Annotated in this window: 22 protein-coding genes; 18 read left to right on the forward strand and 4 right to left on the reverse strand. The window is 67.6% G+C overall.

From position 1 onward, the window contains the following. Positions 1-118 precede the first annotated feature (118 nt). From J2X58_RS06210 to J2X58_RS06260, 11 genes are all read left to right on the forward strand, one after another. Entirely contained in the window at positions 119-2,032 is a 1,914-nt protein-coding gene (locus J2X58_RS06210) for a glycoside hydrolase family 76 protein (RefSeq protein WP_310047028.1), read from the forward strand. A 426-nt stretch (positions 2,033-2,458) separates the two neighbouring features. After that, complete coding sequence (locus J2X58_RS06215; RefSeq protein WP_310047029.1) at positions 2,459-3,418, forward strand: acyl-CoA desaturase; 960 nt, start codon at positions 2,459-2,461, stop codon at positions 3,416-3,418. A 1-nt stretch (position 3,419) separates the two neighbouring features. Further along, a complete protein-coding gene (locus J2X58_RS06220; protein WP_310047031.1) occupies positions 3,420-4,691 on the forward strand; it encodes an FAD-dependent oxidoreductase in 1,272 nt (423 codons plus the stop codon). After that, positions 4,688-5,458: a DUF1365 domain-containing protein gene (locus J2X58_RS06225; RefSeq protein WP_090053173.1), complete on the forward strand. Its 771-nt coding sequence runs from the start codon at positions 4,688-4,690 to the stop codon at positions 5,456-5,458. The genes J2X58_RS06220 and J2X58_RS06225 overlap by 4 nt, the downstream gene beginning before the upstream one ends. A gap of 53 nt (positions 5,459-5,511) precedes the next feature. Then, a complete protein-coding gene (locus J2X58_RS06230; RefSeq protein ID WP_310047897.1) occupies positions 5,512-6,741 on the forward strand; it encodes a cyclopropane-fatty-acyl-phospholipid synthase family protein in 1,230 nt (409 codons plus the stop codon). Further along, positions 6,738-7,526: a DUF1295 domain-containing protein gene (locus tag J2X58_RS06235; RefSeq protein ID WP_090053171.1), complete on the forward strand. Its 789-nt coding sequence runs from the start codon at positions 6,738-6,740 to the stop codon at positions 7,524-7,526. The genes J2X58_RS06230 and J2X58_RS06235 overlap by 4 nt, the downstream gene beginning before the upstream one ends. Beyond that, complete coding sequence (locus J2X58_RS06240) at positions 7,523-8,608, forward strand: cyclopropane-fatty-acyl-phospholipid synthase family protein (RefSeq protein ID WP_090178675.1); 1,086 nt, start codon at positions 7,523-7,525, stop codon at positions 8,606-8,608. Before J2X58_RS06235 ends, J2X58_RS06240 begins: the two co-directional genes overlap by 4 nt. A gap of 11 nt (positions 8,609-8,619) precedes the next feature. Continuing rightward, entirely contained in the window at positions 8,620-9,171 is a 552-nt protein-coding gene (locus tag J2X58_RS06245) for a lipocalin family protein (protein ID WP_310047033.1), read from the forward strand. Between the two features lie 70 nt (positions 9,172-9,241). Then, on the forward strand, positions 9,242-9,820 hold the full coding sequence (locus J2X58_RS06250; protein WP_310047035.1) for a sigma-70 family RNA polymerase sigma factor: 579 nt from the start codon (positions 9,242-9,244) through the stop codon (positions 9,818-9,820). Beyond that, positions 9,817-10,473, forward strand: coding sequence for a ChrR family anti-sigma-E factor (locus J2X58_RS06255; protein WP_090053165.1), 657 nt, complete (start codon positions 9,817-9,819; stop codon positions 10,471-10,473). The genes J2X58_RS06250 and J2X58_RS06255 overlap by 4 nt, the downstream gene beginning before the upstream one ends. A gap of 7 nt (positions 10,474-10,480) precedes the next feature. Further along, the gene (locus tag J2X58_RS06260; RefSeq protein WP_310047037.1) at positions 10,481-12,046 is read left to right on the forward strand and encodes a cryptochrome/photolyase family protein; all 1,566 of its coding nucleotides are present in this window, start codon (positions 10,481-10,483) and stop codon (positions 12,044-12,046) included. A 12-nt stretch (positions 12,047-12,058) separates the two neighbouring features. Here J2X58_RS06260 and J2X58_RS06265 read toward each other — a convergent pair whose 3' ends face one another. Together J2X58_RS06265 and J2X58_RS06270 are read right to left on the reverse strand one after the other, a co-directional pair. After that, positions 12,059-14,323, reverse strand: a complete 2,265-nt coding sequence (locus tag J2X58_RS06265) for an FdhF/YdeP family oxidoreductase (protein WP_310047039.1) — start codon at positions 14,321-14,323, stop codon at positions 12,059-12,061. Positions 14,324-14,443: 120 nt separating this feature from the next. After that, complete coding sequence (locus J2X58_RS06270) at positions 14,444-15,382, reverse strand: LysR family transcriptional regulator (protein ID WP_310047041.1); 939 nt, start codon at positions 15,380-15,382, stop codon at positions 14,444-14,446. 113 nt (positions 15,383-15,495) lie between these two features. Between J2X58_RS06270 and J2X58_RS06275 the strand changes: the two genes are divergently transcribed. Continuing rightward, on the forward strand, positions 15,496-16,245 hold the full coding sequence (locus tag J2X58_RS06275) for a 3-oxoacyl-ACP reductase family protein (protein WP_310047043.1): 750 nt from the start codon (positions 15,496-15,498) through the stop codon (positions 16,243-16,245). Between the two features lie 21 nt (positions 16,246-16,266). Here J2X58_RS06275 and J2X58_RS06280 read toward each other — a convergent pair whose 3' ends face one another. Beyond that, positions 16,267-16,986: a hypothetical protein gene (locus J2X58_RS06280; RefSeq protein WP_310047045.1), complete on the reverse strand. Its 720-nt coding sequence runs from the start codon at positions 16,984-16,986 to the stop codon at positions 16,267-16,269. A gap of 194 nt (positions 16,987-17,180) precedes the next feature. On the opposite strand from J2X58_RS06280, the gene J2X58_RS06285 reads away from it, so the two are divergent. The 5 genes from J2X58_RS06285 (at position 17,181) to J2X58_RS06305 (ending at position 20,984) form a co-directional block, all read left to right on the forward strand. After that, a complete protein-coding gene (locus J2X58_RS06285) occupies positions 17,181-17,942 on the forward strand; it encodes an SDR family NAD(P)-dependent oxidoreductase (protein ID WP_310047047.1) in 762 nt (253 codons plus the stop codon). A gap of 65 nt (positions 17,943-18,007) precedes the next feature. Next, positions 18,008-18,277 carry a DUF3253 domain-containing protein gene (locus tag J2X58_RS06290; RefSeq protein ID WP_310047048.1) on the forward strand — a complete coding sequence of 90 codons (270 nt, stop codon included), beginning with the start codon at positions 18,008-18,010 and terminating at the stop codon, positions 18,275-18,277. A gap of 128 nt (positions 18,278-18,405) precedes the next feature. Continuing rightward, positions 18,406-19,407, forward strand: a complete 1,002-nt coding sequence (locus tag J2X58_RS06295) for a VOC family protein (protein WP_310047051.1) — start codon at positions 18,406-18,408, stop codon at positions 19,405-19,407. Next, positions 19,404-19,736, forward strand: coding sequence for a hypothetical protein (locus tag J2X58_RS06300; RefSeq protein WP_310047052.1), 333 nt, complete (start codon positions 19,404-19,406; stop codon positions 19,734-19,736). Before J2X58_RS06295 ends, J2X58_RS06300 begins: the two co-directional genes overlap by 4 nt. A 120-nt stretch (positions 19,737-19,856) precedes the next feature. Next, on the forward strand, positions 19,857-20,984 hold the full coding sequence (locus tag J2X58_RS06305; protein ID WP_310047054.1) for an L-dopachrome tautomerase-related protein: 1,128 nt from the start codon (positions 19,857-19,859) through the stop codon (positions 20,982-20,984). 45 nt (positions 20,985-21,029) lie between these two features. Here J2X58_RS06305 and J2X58_RS06310 read toward each other — a convergent pair whose 3' ends face one another. Continuing rightward, positions 21,030-21,875: an SDR family oxidoreductase gene (locus J2X58_RS06310; RefSeq protein WP_310047055.1), complete on the reverse strand. Its 846-nt coding sequence runs from the start codon at positions 21,873-21,875 to the stop codon at positions 21,030-21,032. 112 nt (positions 21,876-21,987) lie between these two features. On the opposite strand from J2X58_RS06310, the gene J2X58_RS06315 reads away from it, so the two are divergent. After that, positions 21,988-22,560 carry a TetR family transcriptional regulator gene (locus J2X58_RS06315; protein ID WP_310047057.1) on the forward strand — a complete coding sequence of 191 codons (573 nt, stop codon included), beginning with the start codon at positions 21,988-21,990 and terminating at the stop codon, positions 22,558-22,560. Positions 22,561-22,629: the final 69 nt, after the last annotated feature.

Genomic DNA, 22,629 nt, shown 5'->3' on the forward strand with positions numbered 1-22,629 from the left:
CGTTGCCTCTTCCGGCCGTCCAGACGGCGCAATGCGATGACAGGGCAACCGGACCTCCACCCACGGTCCGGTGACGACTCCATCCCGTTGTGGGTATTCAGAGGGAGCGCTCCAGATCATGAAGTTCCGCGCATTACGCTCGCGTGTCCAGACGATGCTGGCCGTCGCCAGCCTGACGGTACTCACCGTCGCCTTTCCTTCCATGGCCGCCGAGCAGGAGCGCGGCCTCGACAGATTGACCGAAGGGCCCGTCGCCATGGCGCGGGCACGCGTGGCCGCGGACGTTCTGATGAGTTCCTACGATCCCGAGAAGGCGTGGTTCCCATCCAGCTGGTGGAATTCCGCCGTCGCCCTGCAGACCATCGGCGACTACATGCAGCGCACCGGCGACCGCCGCTACCTCGGCCAGCTCGACAATACCTTCGAGAAGGACAAGGGCGTCTTTCCCGCGGGTGTGCTCTCCGGCGATCCGCTGCTGGGCAATTTCACCAGTCGCGCGATCGACGATTCCGAATGGTGGGGACTCACCTGGATCCAGGCCTACGACCTGACCCGCGATCCCAAGTACCTCGACATGGCGGTGACCATCGCGAACTACGTCAACGGCTACTGGGACACCGGCACCTGCGGTGGCGGCGTGTGGTGGGACGGCGAACGCACGTACAAGAACGCCGTCACCAATGGCCTGTGGATCCGCCTCACCGCCGAGCTGCACAACCGGATTCCGGGCGACACGCTCTGGCTGGGCCGGTCGCGCACCGCGTGGGCCTGGTTCCAGGGCAGCGGCATGATCAACGCCGATGGCCTCGTCAACGACGGCATCACCCAGGCGTGCACCAACAACGGCCAGACCGTGTGGAGCTACAACCAGGGCCTCGCGATCGGCGCGGGACTGGAACTGTGGCGCGCCACCCGCGATCCATCGATCCTGACCACCGTGCGCCGCCTCGCGGACGCCGCGATCGGGCCGAAGGGCCTCGTCACCGACGGCGTGCTGACGGAAAGCTGCGACGCTTCGGACCAGCGTTGCGACGACAACGCGAAGCAGTTCAAGGGCATCTTCATGCGTTACTGGACCGATCTGGTCGACACGACGCATGACGGCGGCTACGCCGCGTTCCTCGATCGGCAGGCCGAGGGCATCTGGGCCAACGATCGCGATGCGGCCGGTCGCCTCGGCACGCGCTGGTCGGGTATCACCAACGACGATCATCCGAACGTGTTCGACTGGCGCACGCAGGCCAGCGCGCTCAGCGCGCTGATCGGCGACGTGCCGGCCTTCACCCCGATCGAGTCGCTCGCCGCCACGCTCTCGCCGGCCCAGCCGGTGGTGATTCCCGCCGCCTCGGGTGCGACCGCCATCCCCCTCGAACTGCGCGCCTCGGCCACCGGCTACCTGCCGCTGCTGACGCTCGTGTCGGTCGACGCGCCAGCCGGGTGGAGCGCCACGCCGCGCGCGAAGCTGCTGACGCTCAAGCCGCGCGGCAATGCGAACCCGGTGAGCGGGACGCTGCCCCTGCAGGTCACCGTGCCGAGCCAGGCCACCGACGGGCATCACACGGTGACGGCGAAGCTCGTCGCGGGACTGCTGCGCTTCAGCACGGAGGCCGATGTGCTCGTCGCGCACACGATCGACTTCGACACCGGTACCGTCAACGAGAACCCGTGGCTGTTCGATCCCGACCGCTCGCAGAGCAACGGCGTCCAGAACCGTTTCGCCGACGGCAATGCGCACTTCACCTATCGCTTCCCGTTCCCGGCCGACACGACCGCCGCCCAGGTGACGCTGACCATCGACGCGGAATACCTCGTGCAGGCCAGCTCCGATAACGAGATCTGGACGACGGTGCTGCACGAGACCCGCCCGATCACGGACGGCTCGAACAAGGGCGTGCAGACGATCGATCTGACGCCGTTCCTTCGCGCCGGTGCCGACGGCACGAAGCCGGTGTACCTGAAGGTCTCGGACTCGTTCCCGAACGATGGCTGGGGCGGCCGCGTCTATCACGTGACCGCGAATATCGTGGAGTAGGGCGTTCGCGGACCTGGGCTCCTCACAAGAAGCCGGGTCCACCTGCTGTTGTTGGAGCGGACCTGGCCGCGATGCCGTTGAGGCCGGGAACCACAGGCCCTGCGGCTCCTCGCGAAGAGCCGTCGCGGCCAGGTCCGCTCCCACAAGAAGCCGGGGCCGTTCCACTGCCGTTGTTGGAGCGGACCTGGCCGCGATGCCTTTGAGGCCAGGAGCCACAGGCCCTGCGGCTCCTCGCGAAAAGCTGTCGCGGCCGGGTCCGCTCCCACTGCCGTTGTTGGAGCGGACCTGGCCGCGATGCCTTTTGAGCCGGGCGTCACAGGCCCTGCGGCTCCTCGCGGGAAGCCCTCGCGGCCAGGTCCGCTCCAACGTGCATCCGATCGGCCGCCATTTGCGTAGAGGTCCTTGAGAACGGTCAGGGACCCACCGATGAAAGTCAGCGACACGCACGACGAAGCACTGCCCGGCGCGGGTCGCAGCCCATGGCTGAGCCTCCGCCAATGGTTCGACGGCGGGGCGGCCCCGGTGGCGGGCGTGGACGCGCGCCGCATCGACTGGGTGCGCGCCCTGCCCTTCATCGGCATGCACCTGGCCTGTCTGGCCGTCTTCGTCGTCGGCGTGTCGCCCATAGCCGTGGCCGTCGCCGTCGCCCTCTACGCCGTGCGCATGTTCGCGCTGACCGGCTTCTACCACCGCTACTTCTCCCACCGCGCCTTCCGCACCTCGCGCGCGATCCAGTTTGTATTCGCGCTCATCGGTGCGTCATGCGTCCAGCGTGGGCCGCTCTGGTGGGCCGCGCACCATCGCCATCACCATCGGCATGCCGACACGCCGCTCGATCCGCATTCGCCCTCCGTCCATGGGTTTCTCTGGGCCCATGCGGGCTGGTTCCTGACGCCCGCCGCGTTCGCGACGGACCTGAAGCGCCTGCCGGATTTCCGCGAGTACCCCGAACTGCGCTGGCTGGACCGCTACGACCTGGCCGTTCCCGTGGCGCTCGCCGCGGCGCTGTTCGCGCTGGGCAACATCCTGAAGACCCACGCCCCCTCCCTCGGAACGTCCGGCCCGCAGATGCTCGTGTGGGGATTCTTCGTCTCCACCATCGTGCTCTTCCACGCGACGGTCACGATCAACTCGCTGGCGCACCGGTTCGGTTCGCGGCGTTTCGACACCCGCGACGACAGCCGCAACAACGTCTGGCTCGCGCTGCTCACCTTCGGAGAGGGCTGGCACAACAATCACCACTACTTTCCAGGCTCTGCGCGGCAGGGTTTCCGCTGGTGGGAGGTGGACATCACCTGGTACGGCCTGAAACTGATGCAGGCCCTCGGCCTCGTCTGGGACCTGAAGCAGGTCCCGGCGTGGGTCCACGACAAGGCGAGGCATTGACATGCGGATCGCCATCATCGGCTCGGGCATCTCGGGCCTCGCCAGCGCCTGGCGCCTGAGCAAGGAGCACGAGGTCACCCTCTACGAGGCGAACGATTACCTCGGCGGACACACGCACACGCACGCCATCGAACTCGACGGCCGTGGCTACCGTGTGGACACCGGGTTCATCGTGCACAACCCGGTGCATTACCCGTTGCTCCATGCGCTTTTCGACGAGCTCGGCGTGACGTCGCGGCCCACGACGATGAGCTTCTCGGTGCGCAACGCCGGCACCGGGCTGGAGTACAACGCCACGACGCTGGACACGCTGTTCTGCCAACGTCGGAACCTGCTGTCGCCGCGCTTCCTCGGCATGGTCCGCGACCTCACGCGCTTCTACCGCGAGGCGCCCTCCGTGCTCGACGGCCCCGCTCCCGGTCCGAGCCTGGCGGATTACCTCGCCGAACATCGCTACGGCGCGGCCTTCCGCGACGAGCACCTGATCCCGATGGCATCGGCGCTCTGGTCGTCGCCCGCGGCGACGATCATGAAGTTCCCGGTGCGCTACCTGGTGCGCTTCATGGCCAATCACCAGATGCTGCAGATCGCCGGCCGTCCCCAGTGGCAGGTCGTCGAAGGCGGTTCGAACACCTACGTCGCGGCGATGGCCCGGCGCTGGAACGTGGACGTGCGCCTGGGATGCGCGGTCTTCCGCGTGGCCCGCCACGAGGGACACGTCGAGGTGCAGACCTTCGCGGATACCCAGTCGTTCGACCACGTCGTGCTCGCGTGCCACAGCGACCAGGCGCTTCGGCTGCTCGGCGACGCCTCCGACCGCGAGCACGAGATCCTCGGCGCCATCCCGTATCAGCGCAACGACACCGTGCTGCACACGGACGCGAGCGTGCTCCCGCGCCGGCGCAAGGCCTGGGCGGCCTGGAACGCCGTCATTCCCGCGACGCCGGACGACCAGTGCACGGTCAGCTATCACATGAACCAGCTGCAGGGCATCGACTCGCCGCGCCCCCTGATCGTCAGCCTCAACCAGACGGCCACCATCGACCCGGCGCACGTGCTTCGCCGCATGAGCTATGCCCACCCGGTCTACACGCACGCGTCGGTTCGCGCTCAGGCGCGGAAGGCGGAGATCCAGGGCCAGCGGCGCACGTGGTTCGCCGGTGCGTACTGGGGCTGGGGCTTCCACGAGGACGGCATGCGCAGCGCGGCGGAGGTCGTGTCCGCGCTTTCGGGCCATCGCGCCGCGCACGATGCCGAGAGGGTCCCCGCATGAGCGGCCTGGCGAGCGCCGTGTACGAAGGCCGCGTGACGCATCGTCGCTTCAGCCCCCGTGCGCATGCGTTCACCTACCGCATGGCGCAGTTGTACCTCGACCTCGACGAGATCGACGAGCTCTTCCGCTCGCGATGGTTCTGGTCGGTGAACCGGCCCAATCTCGCGCAATGGCGTCGCGCGGATTACCTCGGGCCGGCCGAGGTGCCGCTCGCCGACGCCGTGCGCGACCGCGTCCTCGCGCACACCGGCCGCCGTCCGACCGGGCCCATCCGGCTGCTGACGCACCTGCGTTACGGCGGCTACGTCTTCAATCCCGTCAGCTTCTATTACTGCTACGCGGACGATGGCGTGACGCTCGAGACGATCGTCGCCGAGATCACGAACACGCCGTGGGGCGAACGCCATGCGTATGTACTGCCCGTCGACGACGCGTCCGTGAACGGACGCGCGATGGGCTGGCGGTTCGACAAGCGTTTCCACGTCTCACCCTTCATGGCCATGGCCCGCCGTTACGACTGGCGCTTCACCGCACCCGGCGACGACCTTCGCGTGCACATGCAGGTAAGCCAGGGCGATGCGCGCGAATTCACGGCCACGCTGGTGCTGGAACGTCGACCGCTCGACGGCGGCTCGCTCGCCCGCGTGCTGTGGCGCTACCCGCTGATGACGGCGCAGGTCATGGGCGCCATCCACTGGCAGGCACTTCGCCTGTGGCTCAAGCGCGTGCCCGTGCACGACCACCCCCTTTCCGGAGACCTCACGTGAACGAGCTCGTCAAGGATTCAGCGCTGGGCGCATCCCCCGATGTCGTGTCCGCGATGGACCGCTTCCTGCGCCGCCGCCTGCTGGACACGCTGGCCACCCTGCGCGACGGCCCGCTCACCGTGCGCGATCCGCTGGGCGTCGAGGTGCTCGGTCTCGACCACGCGGGCGCCCTGTCCGTGGAGATCGTCGTGCACGACATGCGCTTCTACCGCCAGCTCGCCACGCATGGCAGCGTGGGCGCCGCGGAGGCGTTCATCGACGGCTACTGGCAGTGCAACGATCTGGTCGGACTCGTCCGCCTGCTGGTGCGCAACCGCGACCTCCTCGACGGCATGGAAACGGGCATGGCCCGCCTCGGTGCGACGGCCCTCCGCGCGTGGCACGCGCTGCGCGAGAACACGCGCTCCGGCAGCCGGCGCAACATCGCGGCGCATTACGACCTGGGCAACGCGTTCTTCCGCCTCTTCCTCTCCGACGACCTCATGTATTCCTCGGCGCTCTGGACCGACGACGGCGATACGCTGGAGACCGCCTCGACGCGCAAACTGGACGTGATCTGCCGCAGGCTGGGCCTGCGCCCCGGCCTGCGCGTCGTCGAAATCGGCACCGGCTGGGGTGGCTTCGCGGTGCACGCCGCGACGCATTACGGCTGCCACGTCACCACGACGACGATCTCGGCGGAACAGTACAAGCTCGCCTGCGAACGCGTGCAGGCCGCGGGCTTGGGCGACCGCGTGACGGTACGCCAGGACGACTACCGCGACCTCAAGGGGACGTACGACCGCGTGGTCTCGATCGAGATGATCGAGGCGATCGGCGCCCGCTACATGGAGACGTACTTCGCGAAGATCGGAAGCCTTCTCTCGCCCGACGGGATGGCCCTCGTCCAGGCCATCACGATCGAGGACCACCGCTACGCCCAGGCGGTCGCGTCGGTCGATTTCATCAAGCGGCATGTCTTCCCGGGCAGCTTCATCCCTTCGATCAGCGCGATGCTCGCCGCCAAGACGCGGTCGAGCGACCTCGCGCTCGTGCAGCTGGAGGATTTCGGCCTCTCCTACGCGCGCACCCTGCGCGAATGGCGTACGCGCTTCCTCGCCCGGCTGGACGAGGTGAGGCGGCAGGGCTTCGACGAGCGCTTCGTGCGCCTGTGGGAGTTCTATCTCGCCTATTGCGAAGGCGGCTTCCTCGAACGTTCCATCGGCGTCTCTCACCTGTTGCTCGCGCGACCGGAAGCCCGCCCGGCCGCCGCCCGTTGGGGCGCCGACACGGTGTCGCCATGAGTGCCGGAAGTCTGCTCCTGCTCGCCGTGCTGATGATCGCGATCATGACCGCGGGCTGGGTATGGCAGCGACGTCACCGGAACGCCGGCATCGTCGACGTGCTCTGGGCGAGCGGCCTGGGCATCGCCGCCATCCTCCTGGCGCTGATGGGCGACGGCGCGGCGGTCAACCGCGTCCTGCTCGCGGCCTTCGGCGCCGCGTGGTCCGCGCGACTCGCGCTGCACCTGTGGAAACGCGTGCGTCACGAAGGCGAGGACGGCCGCTACCGCTACCTTCGCGAACACTGGAACGGCAGCCAGACGAAATGGTTCCTGTTCTTCCAGGCCCAGGCGTTGCTGGTCGTGCTCTTCGCGCTCCCGTTCCTGGCCGTCGCAGCGAACCCGCGGGTGTCCATCGGCTGGATCGTGCTCGCGACCGTCGTCTGGATCGTGAGCATCGCCGGCGAGGCGATCGCCGATCGTCAGCTCGCTCGGCATCGCGCGCAGTCGGCGCATCGCGGCAAAACGTTCCGCGGCGGACTCTGGCGCTATTCGCGGCATCCGAATTACTTCTTCGAATGGGTGCACTGGTTCACTTACGTGGCGCTCGCCATCGGTTCGCCGATGGGATGGCTGGCCTGGAGCGGTCCCGTCGTCATGTACGCGTTCCTGCGCTGGATCAGCGGCATTCCGTTCACCGAGGCACAGGCGGTGCGGTCGCGCGGCGACGACTACCGCGAGTACCAGCGCACCACGCCGATGCTGATCCCCTGGTTCCCCTCCCACGCCAAAGGAGCGTCCCGATGAACGCCGCCGCCGTATCCCGCGAACTGGCCGCCGACCGCGCCGGGCCCGGCCTGCTAGGCCTCGCCGAACGCGGCCTGCTTCCCGATTCGCTGATCCGCCTGGGCATCCGCCGTCTCTGCGAGCAGCGACTGCGCGAATGCGAACAGGGTGATCCGCAGGAGCGAAAGCGACGCCATGCGGCCCTGATGGATGCCCTCGCGCAGGCGCCCCTGGCGATCCACACGGAAGAAGCCAACGCGCAGCACTACGAGGTACCCACCGCCTTCTTCCAGCAATGCCTCGGGGCGCGGCTCAAGTATTCGTCCTGCTATTTCCCCGAAGCGACGACGTCGCTGGATGAGGCCGAGGACGCGATGCTGCAGCTCTACGCGGAGCGCGCGGGCCTCGCGGACGGACAGTCGATCCTCGAACTGGGTTGCGGCTGGGGTTCGCTTACCCTCTGGATGGCCGCGCGTTATCCGCGCGCGCGCATCACCGCCGTGTCCAATTCCCACTCGCAGCGCATGCACATCGAGGCGGAGGCACTGCGCCAGGGCCTGGCGAACATTCGCGTCATCACCTGCGACATCAACGCGCTGGATCTGGAAGACGACCAGTTCGACCGCTGCGTGTCGGTCGAGATGTTCGAGCACGTGCGCAACCATCAGGCGCTCTTCAAGCGCATCGCCCGCTGGCTCCGGCCGGGCGGCGCGCTGTTCGTCCATATCTTCGCGCACCGGCACGCCGCCTATCTCTTCGACACCGAAGGCGACGACAACTGGATGGGCCGGCACTTCTTCACGGGCGGCATGATGCCGGCCATCGATACCCTGCTGTGGTTCCAGCACGATCTCCGGATCGACGGCCAGTGGCTCGTGGACGGGACGCACTACGAGCGCACCGCCAACGCCTGGCTCGCCAACCAGGATCGTCACCGCGACGCGATCATGGACGTCTTTTCGCGCGTCTATCCGACGCGGGCCCTCGCCCGGCTATGGTTCCAGCGCTGGCGCATCTTCTGGATGTCGTGCGCGGAACTGTTCGGCTACGCCGGGGGCCAGGAATGGCTCGTGGCCCACTACCGGTTCATCCGTCAGTCCTGAGGAGAAGCACCATGGCATCGATCACCTCCCGCCTGGGCAAGCTGCTGTTCGTCGCCTGGCCACTGACTGCCTGCGCCTCGGGCGCGCCACCCGTGCCGCGCGCGGCCGAGGTCGACGTCTCGCGCTACATGGGCGACTGGTACGTCATCGCCTCGATCCCCTCGCGGCCCGAAAAAGACGCTGTCAACGCCGTGGAATCGTATCGGCTGGCCCCCGGCGGAAAGATCGAGACGACGTTCCGCTATCGCAAGGAAAACGTTCGGAACGACCTGAAGACGATCCACGCCACCGGCTACGCCGACGCGTCGACGAAGAACGCGGTCTGGGGCATGCAGTTCATCTGGCCCATTCGCGCCCAGTACGTCATCGCCTGGGTGGACCCGGACTACCGATCGGTCGTGGTCGCGCGGGACAAGCGCGATTACGTGTGGATCATGGCGCGCACCCCCACCATGGGCGACGCCGAGTACGCCCAGCTCGTCGCGAAGGTGGCGGCCATGGGTTACGACGTGGGCAAGCTGCGCAAGGTACCGCAGCAGTGGCCGGAACCGAAGGAGCGATGATCGTCGCCGAACCGCTATCATGCGCATGCATCCACTAGTTCCCGTCACCCCGATCCAGGCTGCCCGGCGCATGACCCAGACGGCTTCCCCGCATACCGACGATCCGGTCTACTGGTCGGCCCAGGTCACCGCGGTCGCGTCGCGCCGCGACGTGGACGCGTTCATGCGCATCTTCGCGCATTACGGCCCGCGGCTTCAGCGCTACCTGGTGGGTCTCGCGGTGCCGGCGCCACAGGCCGAGGAGCTGGTGCAGGAAACGATGCTGCGGGTCTGGCGGCGGGCCGCCATGTTCGACGCCTCGCGCGCCAACCTCTCGACGTGGATGTTCCGGATCGCGCGCAACCTTTACATCGACAGCGTGCGCGGCGAACCGCACTGGCTGCCGATACAGGACGGCCTCGATCGACTGGACGAGTTGCCTGGCGAGGACGGCACGACCAGCACGGAGTCCTATGCCGACGGTGTCGGACTGGACCGCGCCATCGACGGGCTGCCGCCCCAGCAGGCCCGCATGATCCGCATGTCCTACTTCGAGGCCAAGAGCCACAGCGAAATCGCACGCGAGCTCCACCAGCCGCTGGGCTCCGTGAAATCGAACCTGCGCCGCGCCTTCGCCCGGCTGCAGGCGGCCATGAGAAACCGACCATGAACCCGCACCACCATCCCGACATCGTCACGCTGATGGGCTATTCGTCCGGCGGCCTGTCGGTCGCCTTCGCGGCCGTGGTCTCGGCGCACCTGAGCGTCTGCCATCTGTGCCGCGATCGCCTGCGCGCCACCGACACGATCGGCGGCGGTCTGCTCGGGCAACAGGAGGGGCTCGCACTGTCCGAGGGCGCCGCGGAGCGCCTGCTGGCGAAGCTCGAACACACCGAACCCGATACGCCGACGCCTCCGCCGGAGTCGCGGCGCCACGATCCGGACGAACTGCCGGAACCGCTCTGGCCCTACTTCGGCTCTTCCTACAAGGCGCTCCGCTGGAAGTGGATCGGCCCGGGCATCCATCACATCCGCAGCCATGGCACCGACGACGGGCACCTGATGCTGCTGCGCGTCGCCCCCGGGCGCAGCCTGCCCATGCACACCCACGGCGGCAACGAACTGACGATGATCCTGCGTGGGGCGTACGACGATACGCTCGGCCACTTCGCGCCGGGCGACGTGGCCGATCTCGACGAGGACACCGAACACCAGCCGGTGACCGCGCCGGGCGTGCCGTGCATCTGCGTCGCCGCGACGGATGCGCCATTGCGCTTCTCGGGCTGGATGGCACGCGCGCTGCAGCCTTTCGTGCGGCTCTAGGTTCCGCATGCCCTCGGGCCTCCGGCACCTCGTCGTCATCCTGGGCGACCAGCTCAACCGGGATTCGCAGGCGTTCGACGATTTCGACGCAACGACCGACCGCGTCTGGATGGCGGAACGGCGCGGCGAGTCGGAGCACGTGTGGTCGCACAAGGCGCGCACGGCGTTGTTTCTCTCCGCCATGCGGCACTTCGCGGCGTCGCTTCGCGGCGACGGCATCCCGCTGTCCTATACCCGTATCACCGACGCCGGCCCCGACGACCTCGTCGCGCATCTTGCCGAAGCGCTGAGGACGCTCCGTCCGCGCCGCGTCGTCCTCGTCAAACCGGGCGAGGAACGCCTCCGCGAAGGCATCCGCGCGGCCGCGGGCGACTGCGGCGTCGACTACGTCGAGCGCCCCGACCGGCACTTCCTGGTGTCGACGGACGACTTCGCGACCTGGGCGAAGGGCAAGACGCAGCTGCGCATGGAACACTTCTACCGCTGGATGCGCCAGCGCCTCGGCGTTCTGATGGACGCGGGCAAGCCGGTCGGCGGCCGGTGGAACTTCGACGCCGAAAACCGCAAGAGCTTCGGCAAGCAGGGTCCGGGATGGTTGCCGCCTCCGCAGGCCTTCGCGCCCGATGCGACGACGCGGGAGGCGCTGGACGACGTCGCGGGGTGCTTCCCGGACCACCCCGGAAGCCTGGACGCGTTCGACTGGCCGGTCACCCGGGACGACGCGCGGCTCGCGCTCGCCGACTTCCTCGATCGTCGCCTGGCCGCGTTCGGCCAATGGCAGGATGCCATGTGGACCGGCGAGCCCTGGCTTTACCACGCACGTCTCTCATCGTCGATGAATCTCCGCCTCCTCTCGCCCCGGGAAGTGGTCGACGCCGCGCTGGAGCGCTTCGCGCGCGGCGAGGCGAGCCTCGCCTCGGTGGAGGGATTCGTGCGCCAGGTCATCGGCTGGCGCGAATTCGTACGCGGCGTCTACTGGCTCGCCCCGAAAAAGTTGCTCGCATCGAACGCGCTAAAGGCCAACATGCCTTTGCCCGACTTCTACTGGACCGGCGATACCGACATGGCCTGCCTGAAGGAAGCGATCGGGCAGACGCTGCGCACGGGCTACGCGCACCACATCCAGCGCCTGATGGTCACCGGCAACTTCGCGATGCTTCTCGGCGTCGAGCCGCGCCTCGTGCACGAGTGGTACCTCGCCATCTACGTGGACGCGGTGGAATGGGTGGAGGCACCCAACACGCTCGGCATGAGTCAGTTCGCCGACGGCGGCCGTATGGTCTCCAAGCCGTATGCCGCCTCGGGTCGCTACATCCAGCGCATGAGCAATTACTGCGATGGCTGTCGCTACGATCCTTCGAAAGCCACCGGCGACGACGCGTGTCCGTTCACGACGCTCTACTGGGATTTCCTCCACCGCCATCGCGAACGCTTCCGGCACCATCCGCGCGCGGCGCTGCAATGGCGTTCTCTGGATCGGCTCTCCGATCCGCAGATCGCGGCCATTCGTGAGAAGGCCGCGACGCTGCGCGCGGCATGGGCGACCGGCGGCCAGGGTGACCCGGAGCCCTGACCGCGACGCGCGTCAGCCCGCCCGGACGATGCGCACCGGGATGGACTTGTACGACGGCGTGCCGCTTTGCCGGTCGTGGTGATCCAGCGGGCAGAGATTGTTCGCTTCCGGGTAGTACGCCGCGACCGAACCACGCGCGATGTCGTGCGCGACGGCGGTCAGGCGAAGACAGCGGTGTTCTTCGCCGCGCAGGGCGGTGGACACCTCCACCACGTCGCCATGCGCCACGCCCAGGGCCTCGAGATCGTCCTCGTTGACGAACAGCACGTCGCGCCGCCCGAATACGCCGCGATAGCGATCGTCGAGGCCGTAGATCGTGGTGTTGTACTGGTCGTGGCTGCGCAGGGTCGTGAGCATCAGCGCGTCCGGCGCGGGAAGCGCGGAATCCTCAGGCACGGCCGCCGTGATGAATTCGGCCTTCCCCGAGGGCGTATGCCATACCCGCTCGGTCGGGCCCAACGGCAACCGGAACCCGCCGGGCTTGCGGATGCGCGCGTTGTAATCGCGGAAGGCCGGATACACGGCCTCGATCTTGTCGCGGATCGCGTCGTAGTCGGCGATCAATCCCGCCCAGTCGACCTTGCTCTCCGGCAACGTCGCCATCGCCATGCCCGCGACGATCGCTGGCTCCGAGCGCAGGTGCTCCGAGGCGGGCTCCAGCTTGCCGCGTGAGGCATGCACCATCGACATCGAATCCTCGACGGTGATCGATTGCACGCCGCCCGCCTGCACGTCGAACTCGGTCCTCCCGAGCACGGGCAGGATCAGCGCGTCCTTGCCGATCAGCAGGTGCGACCGGTTGAGCTTCGTGGCGAGGTGCACGGCGAGATCGAGGTTGCGCATGCCCCTGAAGCTCACGTCGCTATCCGAGAGCGCCACCGAGAAATTGCCCCCGAGGCAGATCAGTACCTTGGCCCGGCCCTCCACCATCGCCTTCATCGTGGCGACCGCGTCGTGCCCGTGCACGTTCGGCGGCCGGAATCCGAACACTTTCTCGACGTTGTCGAACATCACCGGGTCGATCTTCTCGGTGATGCCCACCGTGCGGTTGCCCTGCACGTTCGAATGGCCGCGCAAGGGGCAGATGCCGGCGCCGGGCTTGCCGTAGTTGCCACGCAGCATGAGCAAGGCGGCCGCCTGCTGCACGTTGTGCGTGCCCCGGTCGTGCTGCGTCAGGCCCATGCCGTACGTGATGATCGTCGCGTTGGAGCGGACGTAGGCATCGGCGATCTGCGTCATGGCCTCGCGCGTCAGCCCGCTCGCGAAGACGATCTCGTCCCATGACGCCTGGCGCAGCTCCTCGGCGAACGGCTCGAAGCCATGCGTATGCTCGGCGATGAACGCGCGGTCGAGCACGTCCTCCCCGGCGTCCGCGCGCTCGAGCACCGCCTTCATGATCCCGCGCAGCGCCGCGCTGTCGCCACCCACCTTGGGCTGGTGGTACGTCGACGCGATCGGCGTGGCGCTGAAGCTCATCATCTCGATGGGATTCTGCGGATCCGCGAAGCGTTCGAGCGCGCGTTCCTTCAGGGGATTGAGCACGATGATCGTCGCGCCACGGCGCGCGCATTCGTGCAGGGTGCCCATCATGCGCGGGTGGTTGGTGCCCGGATTGTGGCCGATCGCGATGATGAGCTCGCAGTGGTCGAAATCGTCGAGCGACACGGTGCCCTTCCCGACGCCGATCGCCTGCGGAAGGCCGACGCTCGTGGCTTCGTGGCACATGTTCGAGCAATCGGGAAAATTGTTCGTGCCGTACTCGCGGGCGAAGATGTTGAACAGGAAGGCCGCCTCGTTCGACGCGCGCCCCGAGGTATAGAACTCGGCCATGTCCGGCGAGGCCAGGCCGCGCAAGGTCGCGCCGATGCGCGCGAAGGCGTCGTCCCACGCGATGGGCACGTACGTGTCGCTGGCCGCGTCGTACGCCATGGGGTGGGTGAGGCGTCCGTGGTTCTCCAGCTCGTAGTCGCTCTGCGTGAGCAGTTCCGTCACGGTGTGCGCGGCGAAGAACTCCGGCGTCACGCGCTTCTTCGTCGCTTCCCAGGTCACCGCCTTCGCGCCGTTCTCGCAGAACTGGAACGTGGAGGTATGGTCCTTGTCCGGCCAGGCGCAGCCCGGACAGTCGAAGCCATCCGGCTTGTTCAGGCGCAGAAGCAGCCCCGGCGCCTCGGCCACGCGCATCTGTTCGACCACCGCCTTCGCGGTCGCGCGCAACGCGCCCCAGCCGCCGGCCGGCGCGTCGTAGCGGTTGATTCCTGGAATACGCGTGTTCCCCATGACGACGATCCTCTATGGGATCGACGTCGAGGCGACACTCGCCATCGGGAAGCCATCGATCCGGCGATCCTTTATGGCAGCGATGGTGCGTCGCGGGATTGAACGTCCTTGTCTCGCGCCTCAGACGACGTCCGCGTGCCACGCGGAGAACCGCGCCGCGAGGTCCTTCTCGCGCACGCATTCGACGACGTGGTCGATGAAGAGTCGCGTCTTCGCCGGGAGCAGCTTCTGCGCGGGGTAGTAGATCGAGACGTGACCACCATCCACCCGCCAGTCGGGAAGCACGCGCGAAAGCGCGCCGCGCTCGATCCATGAGCGCGCCGACTGGACCGGCACGAGCGCGATGCCCATGCCAATCGCAGCCGCGTGGCAGGCGGCGTCCGGATCGTCGAAGACGATGCGGCGATCAAGAGATACCGGGGCCTCCGCCCCGTAACGGTTCGAAAGCACCCAGTCACGGATGCGGCCCGTCTGCGGCGAGCGGATGAGGATGCCCTCGCGGCCGGTCAGATCGTCGGGGACCGCGATGGTCTTTCCCTCTCGAATGAAACCAGCCGAGGCGACGAGGATGCGATGCGCCGGCACGATCGCCCTGGCGACCACGCCCGGCCGAAGATCGAAGCCGCCGCCGATCGCGACGTCGAAGCCCTCCGCGATCAGGTCGACCGGGCGATTGTCGAAGCGCCAGTCGGCCGTCACCGCCGGATGGGCGCGAAGGAACCCGTCGAGCATCGGGACGATGTATTCGCGCCCGAAGGCGTTCGGCAGCGCCACGCGGAGCACGCCGGCCGGTCCCGTCGTCATGCCGCGCGCGTTCGCCATGGCGCCGCGCAGCTGGTCGAGACTGCCCTGCACTTCCCCGAGGAACGCCTCGCCGGCTTCGGTCAGCGCCAGGCGGCGGGTGGTGCGCTGGAACAGGCGGACGCCCAGTTCGGCTTCCAGCCGCGCCACGTTCTTGCCCACGGCGGCGGGCGTCAGTCCGAGCGCGCGGGCCGCCGCGGCGAAGCTGCCCGATTCGGCGCTGCGGACGAAACTGGCGATGCCGTTGAGGGTGTCCATGGCACCGATAGTAAACCGATCGGATCGAATGAAACGACCGAAACGCGACTACCGGTTGGCGCGACCGAGGACTAACTTTGCTTGGCCATCCACTCACCCACCGGAGCAAAGCCATGAACGACCTCAATTCGATCCAGGGCAAGAGCGCCCTCGTCCTCGGCGGTTCGCGCGGCATCGGCGCCGCCATCGCCCGTCGCCTCGCCGCCGGCGGTGCCTCGGTCGCACTGACCTACGTGCAGGGCGCCGACGCGGCCAATGCCGTCGTCGACGACATCACCCGTGCCGGCGGGCGCGCCGTCGCCATCCAGGCGGACAGCGCGAATGACGACGCCATCGAACGCGCCGTGGCGACGACGAAGGAAACGTTCGGTTCGTTCGACATCCTGGTCAACAACGCGGGCGTCCTCGCGATCGCCCCGATCGACGAATTCACGACGGAGGACATCGATCGCACGATCGCCGTGAACGTGCGCGCCGCCGTCATCGCCAGCCGTGCCGCGGCACGTGTGATGGCCAATGGCGGTCGCATCATCCACATCGGCAGCACCAACGCCGAGCGCATGCCGTTCGCCGGTGGCGCGGTGTACGCCATGAGCAAGTCGGCGTTGCAGGGCCTGACGCAGGGCACCGCGCGCGACCTCGGCCCGAGGGGCATCACGGTCAACGTGGTGCAGCCCGGTCCGATCGACACCGACATGAATCCCGCCAAGGGCCCGATGGCCGCGGGTCTGATCCCGATGCTCGCCACCGGCCGCTATGGCCATGCCGATGAGGTCGCCAGCTTCGTCGCCTACCTCGCGGGCCCGGAAGCGGGCAACATCACCGGCGCCAGCCTGATGATCGATGGCGGCTTCGCCGCCTGATCGCGGGACGCAGCCGGGCTCTCAGCTCAGCCTGATGTCCGAAAGGTCGATCGACACCACGAGCAGGTCGGCGACGCGCTGGCCGTCCGGCTGACGCGGATAGATGCGGCGCTTCGTCGGGATGCGGATGCCCGACACCGTGGTGTAGTCAGAAACGTAATGCGCACCGGGCGTATTGCCCGCGATCTCGACGTCGTAATCGAGTCGGCGCACCAGCAGGTCCGGGCCGACGTAGATCGCCTGGACCTCGCTGAAGACCTCCAGCGACGCCGGGTAGCGGACGATGAGCTTCCGCCACGTCTCGCCGTTTTCGTCCCACGCGCCGGCGTCTTCCCATTCGACACCCTCCCACGCCAGCAGGAACGGCGTGTTGAGGTACGTCCACATGGCGCAGCCTGCGAAGAAGGCCAGTTGCAGGTCGCTCCACGGGGTTTCGAGCGTATGTCCCGCGAACGACCGGCGCGGGTCGTCGAGCGAGTCGAGCACGCGCTCGTCGGCGTCGAGCAAGGCGATACGCGGCGTCGTGAAGTCGCTACGCGCCGCGACCTCGCCGAACGGCGCATGGGCCGCCCACTGCGCGTCGGTGGCCACGGTCACCGTCGTGCGATCGAGCACGCCCGCCTTGCCCTTCAGACCCCAGAGCGCACCGCCCTGGTCGAGCGTCGCACTCGCGTGGCGAAACCGGCGCCACGTATCGAGTCCGCCATGGGCGGCGAGGATGTCCTGGACGAGCGTCTTCATCGCGTATCTCGGTGAGGGGAACCGCGGCCACGTTAGTCGGCGGAGCACGGCGGCGCTTGCACCGGCATGCGCCGACCACCCGCATGTCCGGAAACGAGGCTTTTTCGTCCTTGGCCGCGGACGCGCCGCCCTTACAACGGGGCGAGGCAGCGACGGCATTCGTCGCGCACTTCTACCCGCATCCGGAGCACACCATGAAGCTGTCAGGAAACACCGTTTTCATCACCGGCGCGACGTCCGGCATCGGCCGCGGCCTCGCCGAAGCGCTTCATCGCCTCGGCAACCAGGTCATCATCAGCGGCCGCCGCAAGCACCTCCTCGACGAAGTCACCGCGGCCAACCCCGGCATGCAGGGCATCGAGCTCGACATCACCTCGCCGGACAGCATCGCCTCCGTCGCGTCGTGGCTGAAGACGAACCATCCCACGCTCAACGTGCTGATCAACAACGCGGGCCTCATGCCGTTCGACGATCCGGCTTCGGCCATCGACGACGCCGTCACGCTCAACATCCTGACGACCAACCTTCTCGGCCCCATCCGCATGACCTCGGCGCTGATCGAACACCTGAAGGCCCAGCCGTCGGCGACGATCATCCACAACACGTCGGTGGTGTCGTTCATGCCGCTCGCCGGCAACGCGGTCTATTCGGCCGGCAAGGCGGCGCTGCACTCGTACACCCAGACCCAGCGCTTCGCCCTGCGCGACACCTCGGTCGAAGTCATCGAGATCGCCCCGCCGTGGGTCGACACCGACCTCATCCACAAGAGCGGCGACCCGCGCGCGATGCCCCTCGACGCGTACATCGAGGACACCATCCGCCAGCTGGGCGCCGGCGCGCAGGAGATCATCGTCGACGGCATCCGGGCGCTTCGCGACAACCCGGGGACGGGCGAGTACAAGCTGATCGCCGAGTTCAACCAGATGCTCGTCGACAACCCGATCCCGGTCGACTGACGCGTCCGCTCACGACGGTCGCGGTTCGACGCGTTCCTCACGGTAGGCGATCTAGCCTCCCGCGCATGGACATCGCCGCGACCATCGTGCGCCTTCTCGACGCACGCGCACCCGAAGCCTCCATCTGCCCGTCGGACGTGGCGCGCGCCCTCGCCGACGACGAAACAGCGTGGCGCGCGCTCATGCCCCGGGTCCGCGACGAGGCTTCGGACCTGGCGCGCGACGGGCGTATCGTCATCACCCGGGGCGAGCGGCAGCTCGACCCGGACGATTTAGGCCGTGGCCCCATCCGCCTGCGCCGTGGCCCGGCGTTCCGGGTCACTAGCAGCGTGTGACCCTCGCCGCCGCAGGATCAGACCCAAACCGCAGGATCGTTCATTGAGCAGCGGACGGATCTGGCAACAATGGATCTATCGGGGCACGACCGGCCATCTCGCCGGGCCCCATCCTCAAGAGCCCTGCAATGACCCACCGTCTCCTGTCGGTCGCGATCGCGACCGCGTTCCTTTCGTTCGCTCCGGTGTCCGGCTTCGCTACCGCATCGCCCGCGCCCGCCGTCGAGGTCCGCGGCGTCGATCACGTGGGCATCAACGTGCCCGACGTGGAAGCGGCGAGCCGCTTCTTCGCGGACACGTTCGGCTTCGTCCCCGTGACCGAGATGCGCGACATCCCGGTCGATGCGGGATTCCGTCGCACCTTCCACATGCACGACGATGCGAAGGTCAAGAGCATCCGCATGCTGCGCGCCGGCGACGGCGCGAACATCGAGCTCTTCCAGTACGACTCGCCGCGCGCCTCTCGTGAGCAGCCGTTCTACGACGATATCGGCGCGTCGCACATCGCCCTCTATACCGACGACATCGACAAGGCCGTGGCCGCCTTGCGTGCGAAGGGCATCAAGGTGCTGACCGATCCCATCCGCATGACGCAGGGGCCGGCAGCCGGCAATACCTGGGTGTACTTCCTCACTCCTTGGGGTTCGAAGATGGAGCTGGTGAGCTATCCGCAGGGCCAGGCAGGCGAAGCCGCCGCAGGCGTGCGGTTGTGGAGGGCCCCGGTCAAGGCGGGTCCCGTGTCGCTCGATCGCACCGTCGTCGACGAGGTCGTGACGCACTACGTCGCGATGCTCAACGACACGAATGCCGACAGCCGCGCGAAGACGATCGACCGCTATTACGCCGACGACACCGTGTTCAACGACCCCGAAGGCCTGATCGAAGGCAAGCGCGGCCTGAACGACCTCGTAGGCAAACTGCAGGCCGCCAATCGGGGCTTCCGTTTCCGTGTCGTCGGCCCCGCCACTATCCAGAACGGCAGCGTGCGCGTGAAATGGACCTTCGGACCGGCCGCGGAGCCAGCGAAGATCAGCGGCGAAGACATCCTGACGCTGGTGGACGGGAAGATCGCGTCCACCAGCGTCTTCCTCGACCCCGCTCCGCAGGGTAAGGCGAGGAGCACCCCATGATCCACGCTCGCAGCACGTCGCTGCATCTTCACTACGTGATCAAGGAAGGCAAGGTCGACGAGCTCCTCGGCCACATACGCGACATCCTCAACCTGTGTGCCCGCGAGGACGACTTCATCACGGCGATCCTGCATCGTTCGCCCGAACGGCCGCTCGAACTCACGCTATACGAACTCTGGCGCGGTACGCGCGAGGAGTTCGCCATGACGCAGGGCACGCGGCCGTATCGCAAGGCGTACCTCGAGGCGAGCCGGCCGCTGATCGATCGCGTAGAGGTGACCTGGGACACGCCCATCCAGATATGGGGCGAGTTCGGACCGCTGGGCTGATCCAGCCCAGCGGAGGCCATCTTCTCCGAAATCGCGAAAGTGTTTCGCCCCGCTCCGCGTTTCTCCCAGCGCGGCCAGGTCGCACGCTACGTGCACCTGCCGCCTGATGAGACACATGCGATGAAAACCCTCCTGCTCGCCACCCTGATGGTCGCCCCGTTCGGCGCGATGGCGGCCGATGCGCCGGCCCCGGTCGTCGAGCGCGTCGCCACCTTCCGTGGCCCGATGCCGACCGGTGTCACCGTCTCGCCGGGCGGCCGCATCTTCGTCAACTTTCCGCAGTGGGGGGACAAGCCGGCGTTCACCGTCGGCGAACTCAAGGACGGGAAAGTCGCCGCCTACCCGTCGCAGGCGCTCAACGATGCCGATCCGGCCCATGCCACCGCCACGCTGATCAGCGTGCAGAGCGTGGTCGCGGATGCCGCCAACCGGCTGTGGATCCTCGACACCGGTGCCCCTGGGTTCGCCGCGCCGATCCCGGGTGGCGCGAAGCTGGTCGCGGTCGACCTCGCGACCGACAAAGTCGTCAAGACGATCGTCCTCGACCAGAACGTCGTGCTGCCCACCACGTACGTCAACGACGTGCGTTTCGATCTGCGCGTCGGCAAGGCTGGCGTCGCCTACATCACCGATAGCTCGATCAAGGGACCCGGTGGCCTCATCGTCGTGGACCTCGATTCCGGCCACGCCATCCGCCGTCTGAGTGGTCACCCGAGTACGAGCCCTGACAAGGGCTTCGTGCCGGTCATCGAAGGCAAGCCGCTGATGAGCCGTCCCGCAGGCGGCAAGCCGACTCCGTGGCTCGTCGCCAGCGACGGTATCGCCATCTCCGCCGACGGCAGCACGCTCTACTACTGCGCTCTATCCAGCCGCCATCTCTTCAGCGTGCCGACGGCGTTGCTGCGCGACGAGACGATCCCGGATGCCGAACTCGCCAGATCGATCGTGGACCTCGGCATGAAGGGGGCTTCCGACGGTCTGGCCGAAGACGACGCGGGCCGCATCTATGGCGGCGACTACGAGCACAACGCCATCCGCCGCTACGCTGGCGGCAAGTGGGACACGCTGGTCACCGATCCGCGCATTCTCTGGCCGGACACGCTCTCGGTCGGCACGGACGGCTACCTGTATTTCACCGCCAACCAGCTGTATCGCCAGGCCGGGTTCCACGAGGGGAACGACGAGCGCAGGCAGCCCTACGAGCTGCTCCGCGTGAAGATCGGCGCAGGGCCGGTATTGCTGAAGTAGTCCACAGGTCCGGAGGGCCGCGACGACGCGGCCCTCCGGCCTCGATCAGCGGGCGGCCGGGAAGTCCGTAGCGCTCGCTTCTTTTTCCTGCGCCTCCACGTCGGCGAGCCGCTCGCGCAACGCCTTCGCGATCATCGCGTACGCGTCGCTGCCGAGGACCAGCCGCTTCGGCGCAGGTGTCCGGTCCACGCTATCGATCATCCGCGCCACCATCTTCGACGGATCGCCGTTCGGGATGCGCGTCGGGTCGTGGAGGATGCTGCGGATCATGCCGACGGGCGTGTCCTTGTACGCCTCGGGTTCTCCGCCCATGCGAGCACCCGCCGTGGCGCGGAAAGCGGTGCGGGCGCCGCCGGGTTCCACGATCGTCACGCCGATCCCGAGCGGCGCCACCTCGCCGTACAGCGCGTCGAAGAACCCTTCGAGACCCCATTTGCTCGCGTGGTAGAGCGACGCGCCCGGATGGGTCGCCTGGCCGCCGTAGGTGGAGAGCGCCAGGATCCGGCCACCGCCCTGGCGGCGAAGGAATGGCAGCGCCGCGCGTGTCACCTCGATGGGACCGACGAGATTGGTATCGATCTGGTGACGGATCTGTTCGCCATCGAGGCCCTCGACCGCGCCGAAGAGACCGTACCCGGCGTTGTTGACGATGACATCGATGCGGCCGAACGACGCGAACGCCTCCGCCACGACACGGTGGATGGCCGCGACATCGGTGACATCGAGCGTGGCGATACGCAGCGCGTCGCCATGGGCTTCGCTCAGATCGTCCGCGGCGCCGGATTGCCGGACCGTGCCGAACACGCGATCGCCGCGCGAGAGAAGCTGTATGGCCATCTCGCGCCCGAAGCCGCTGCTGATGCCCGTGATGAACCACGTACGCTGCGTCATTGGAATCTCCTGGATGTCGAGCATTTCTAACTAACTGGTTAGATGTAATGTGGGCATATCTAACCGGTTAGTCAAGTGCTAGCATTCGGAACGCCAGCAACGGGAGCGACCTGTGCGAAATGCCGAAGCGACGAAAGAGCGGATCCTCGATGCCGCCATGACCGAGTTCTCGGCATACGGCATCGCCGGTGCGCGTGTCGACCGCATCGCCGCCGAGGCCGGATGTAACAAGAACCTGATCTACATCTACTTCGGAAACAAGGAATCGCTCTTCACCGCGGTGCTCGGCCATTACCTCGTGCCTGCGTACGAGCACCTGGCCTTCACGCCGGACGACCTGGCGGGCTATGCCGGCCGAGTCTTCGATTTCTCGATGGCGAACCCGAAATTGATGCGCCTGCTGGCGTGGCACAGCCTGGAGCAACGCACCGAGGCGCCATCCGAACGCGACGCGTCGCATGCGGCGAAGATCCGCGCCCTATCGGACGCGCGAAAAGCCGGCGCCATCGGCGGCGCATTCCCGCCCGAGTTCCTGCTCACGATCATCATGACCGTCGCCACCGCATGGACGGCTGCGAACGCGTTCAGCATGTCCACCGGTACCGAGGCCGCAAGGCACCAGGCGCAACTGAGAAAGCGCGTGACCGCCGCCGTTCGCCTGCTCGCCGCTGCCGAGACCATGTGAGCTCACACCGGCACTTTCCACCCCGGAGGAAAAGTATTTCCCTCATTGCCGGCTTATTCCGCAAGGATG

Source organism: Luteibacter sp. 3190, assembly GCF_031456385.1.
In the GTDB taxonomy this organism is placed as follows: domain Bacteria; phylum Pseudomonadota; class Gammaproteobacteria; order Xanthomonadales; family Rhodanobacteraceae; genus Luteibacter.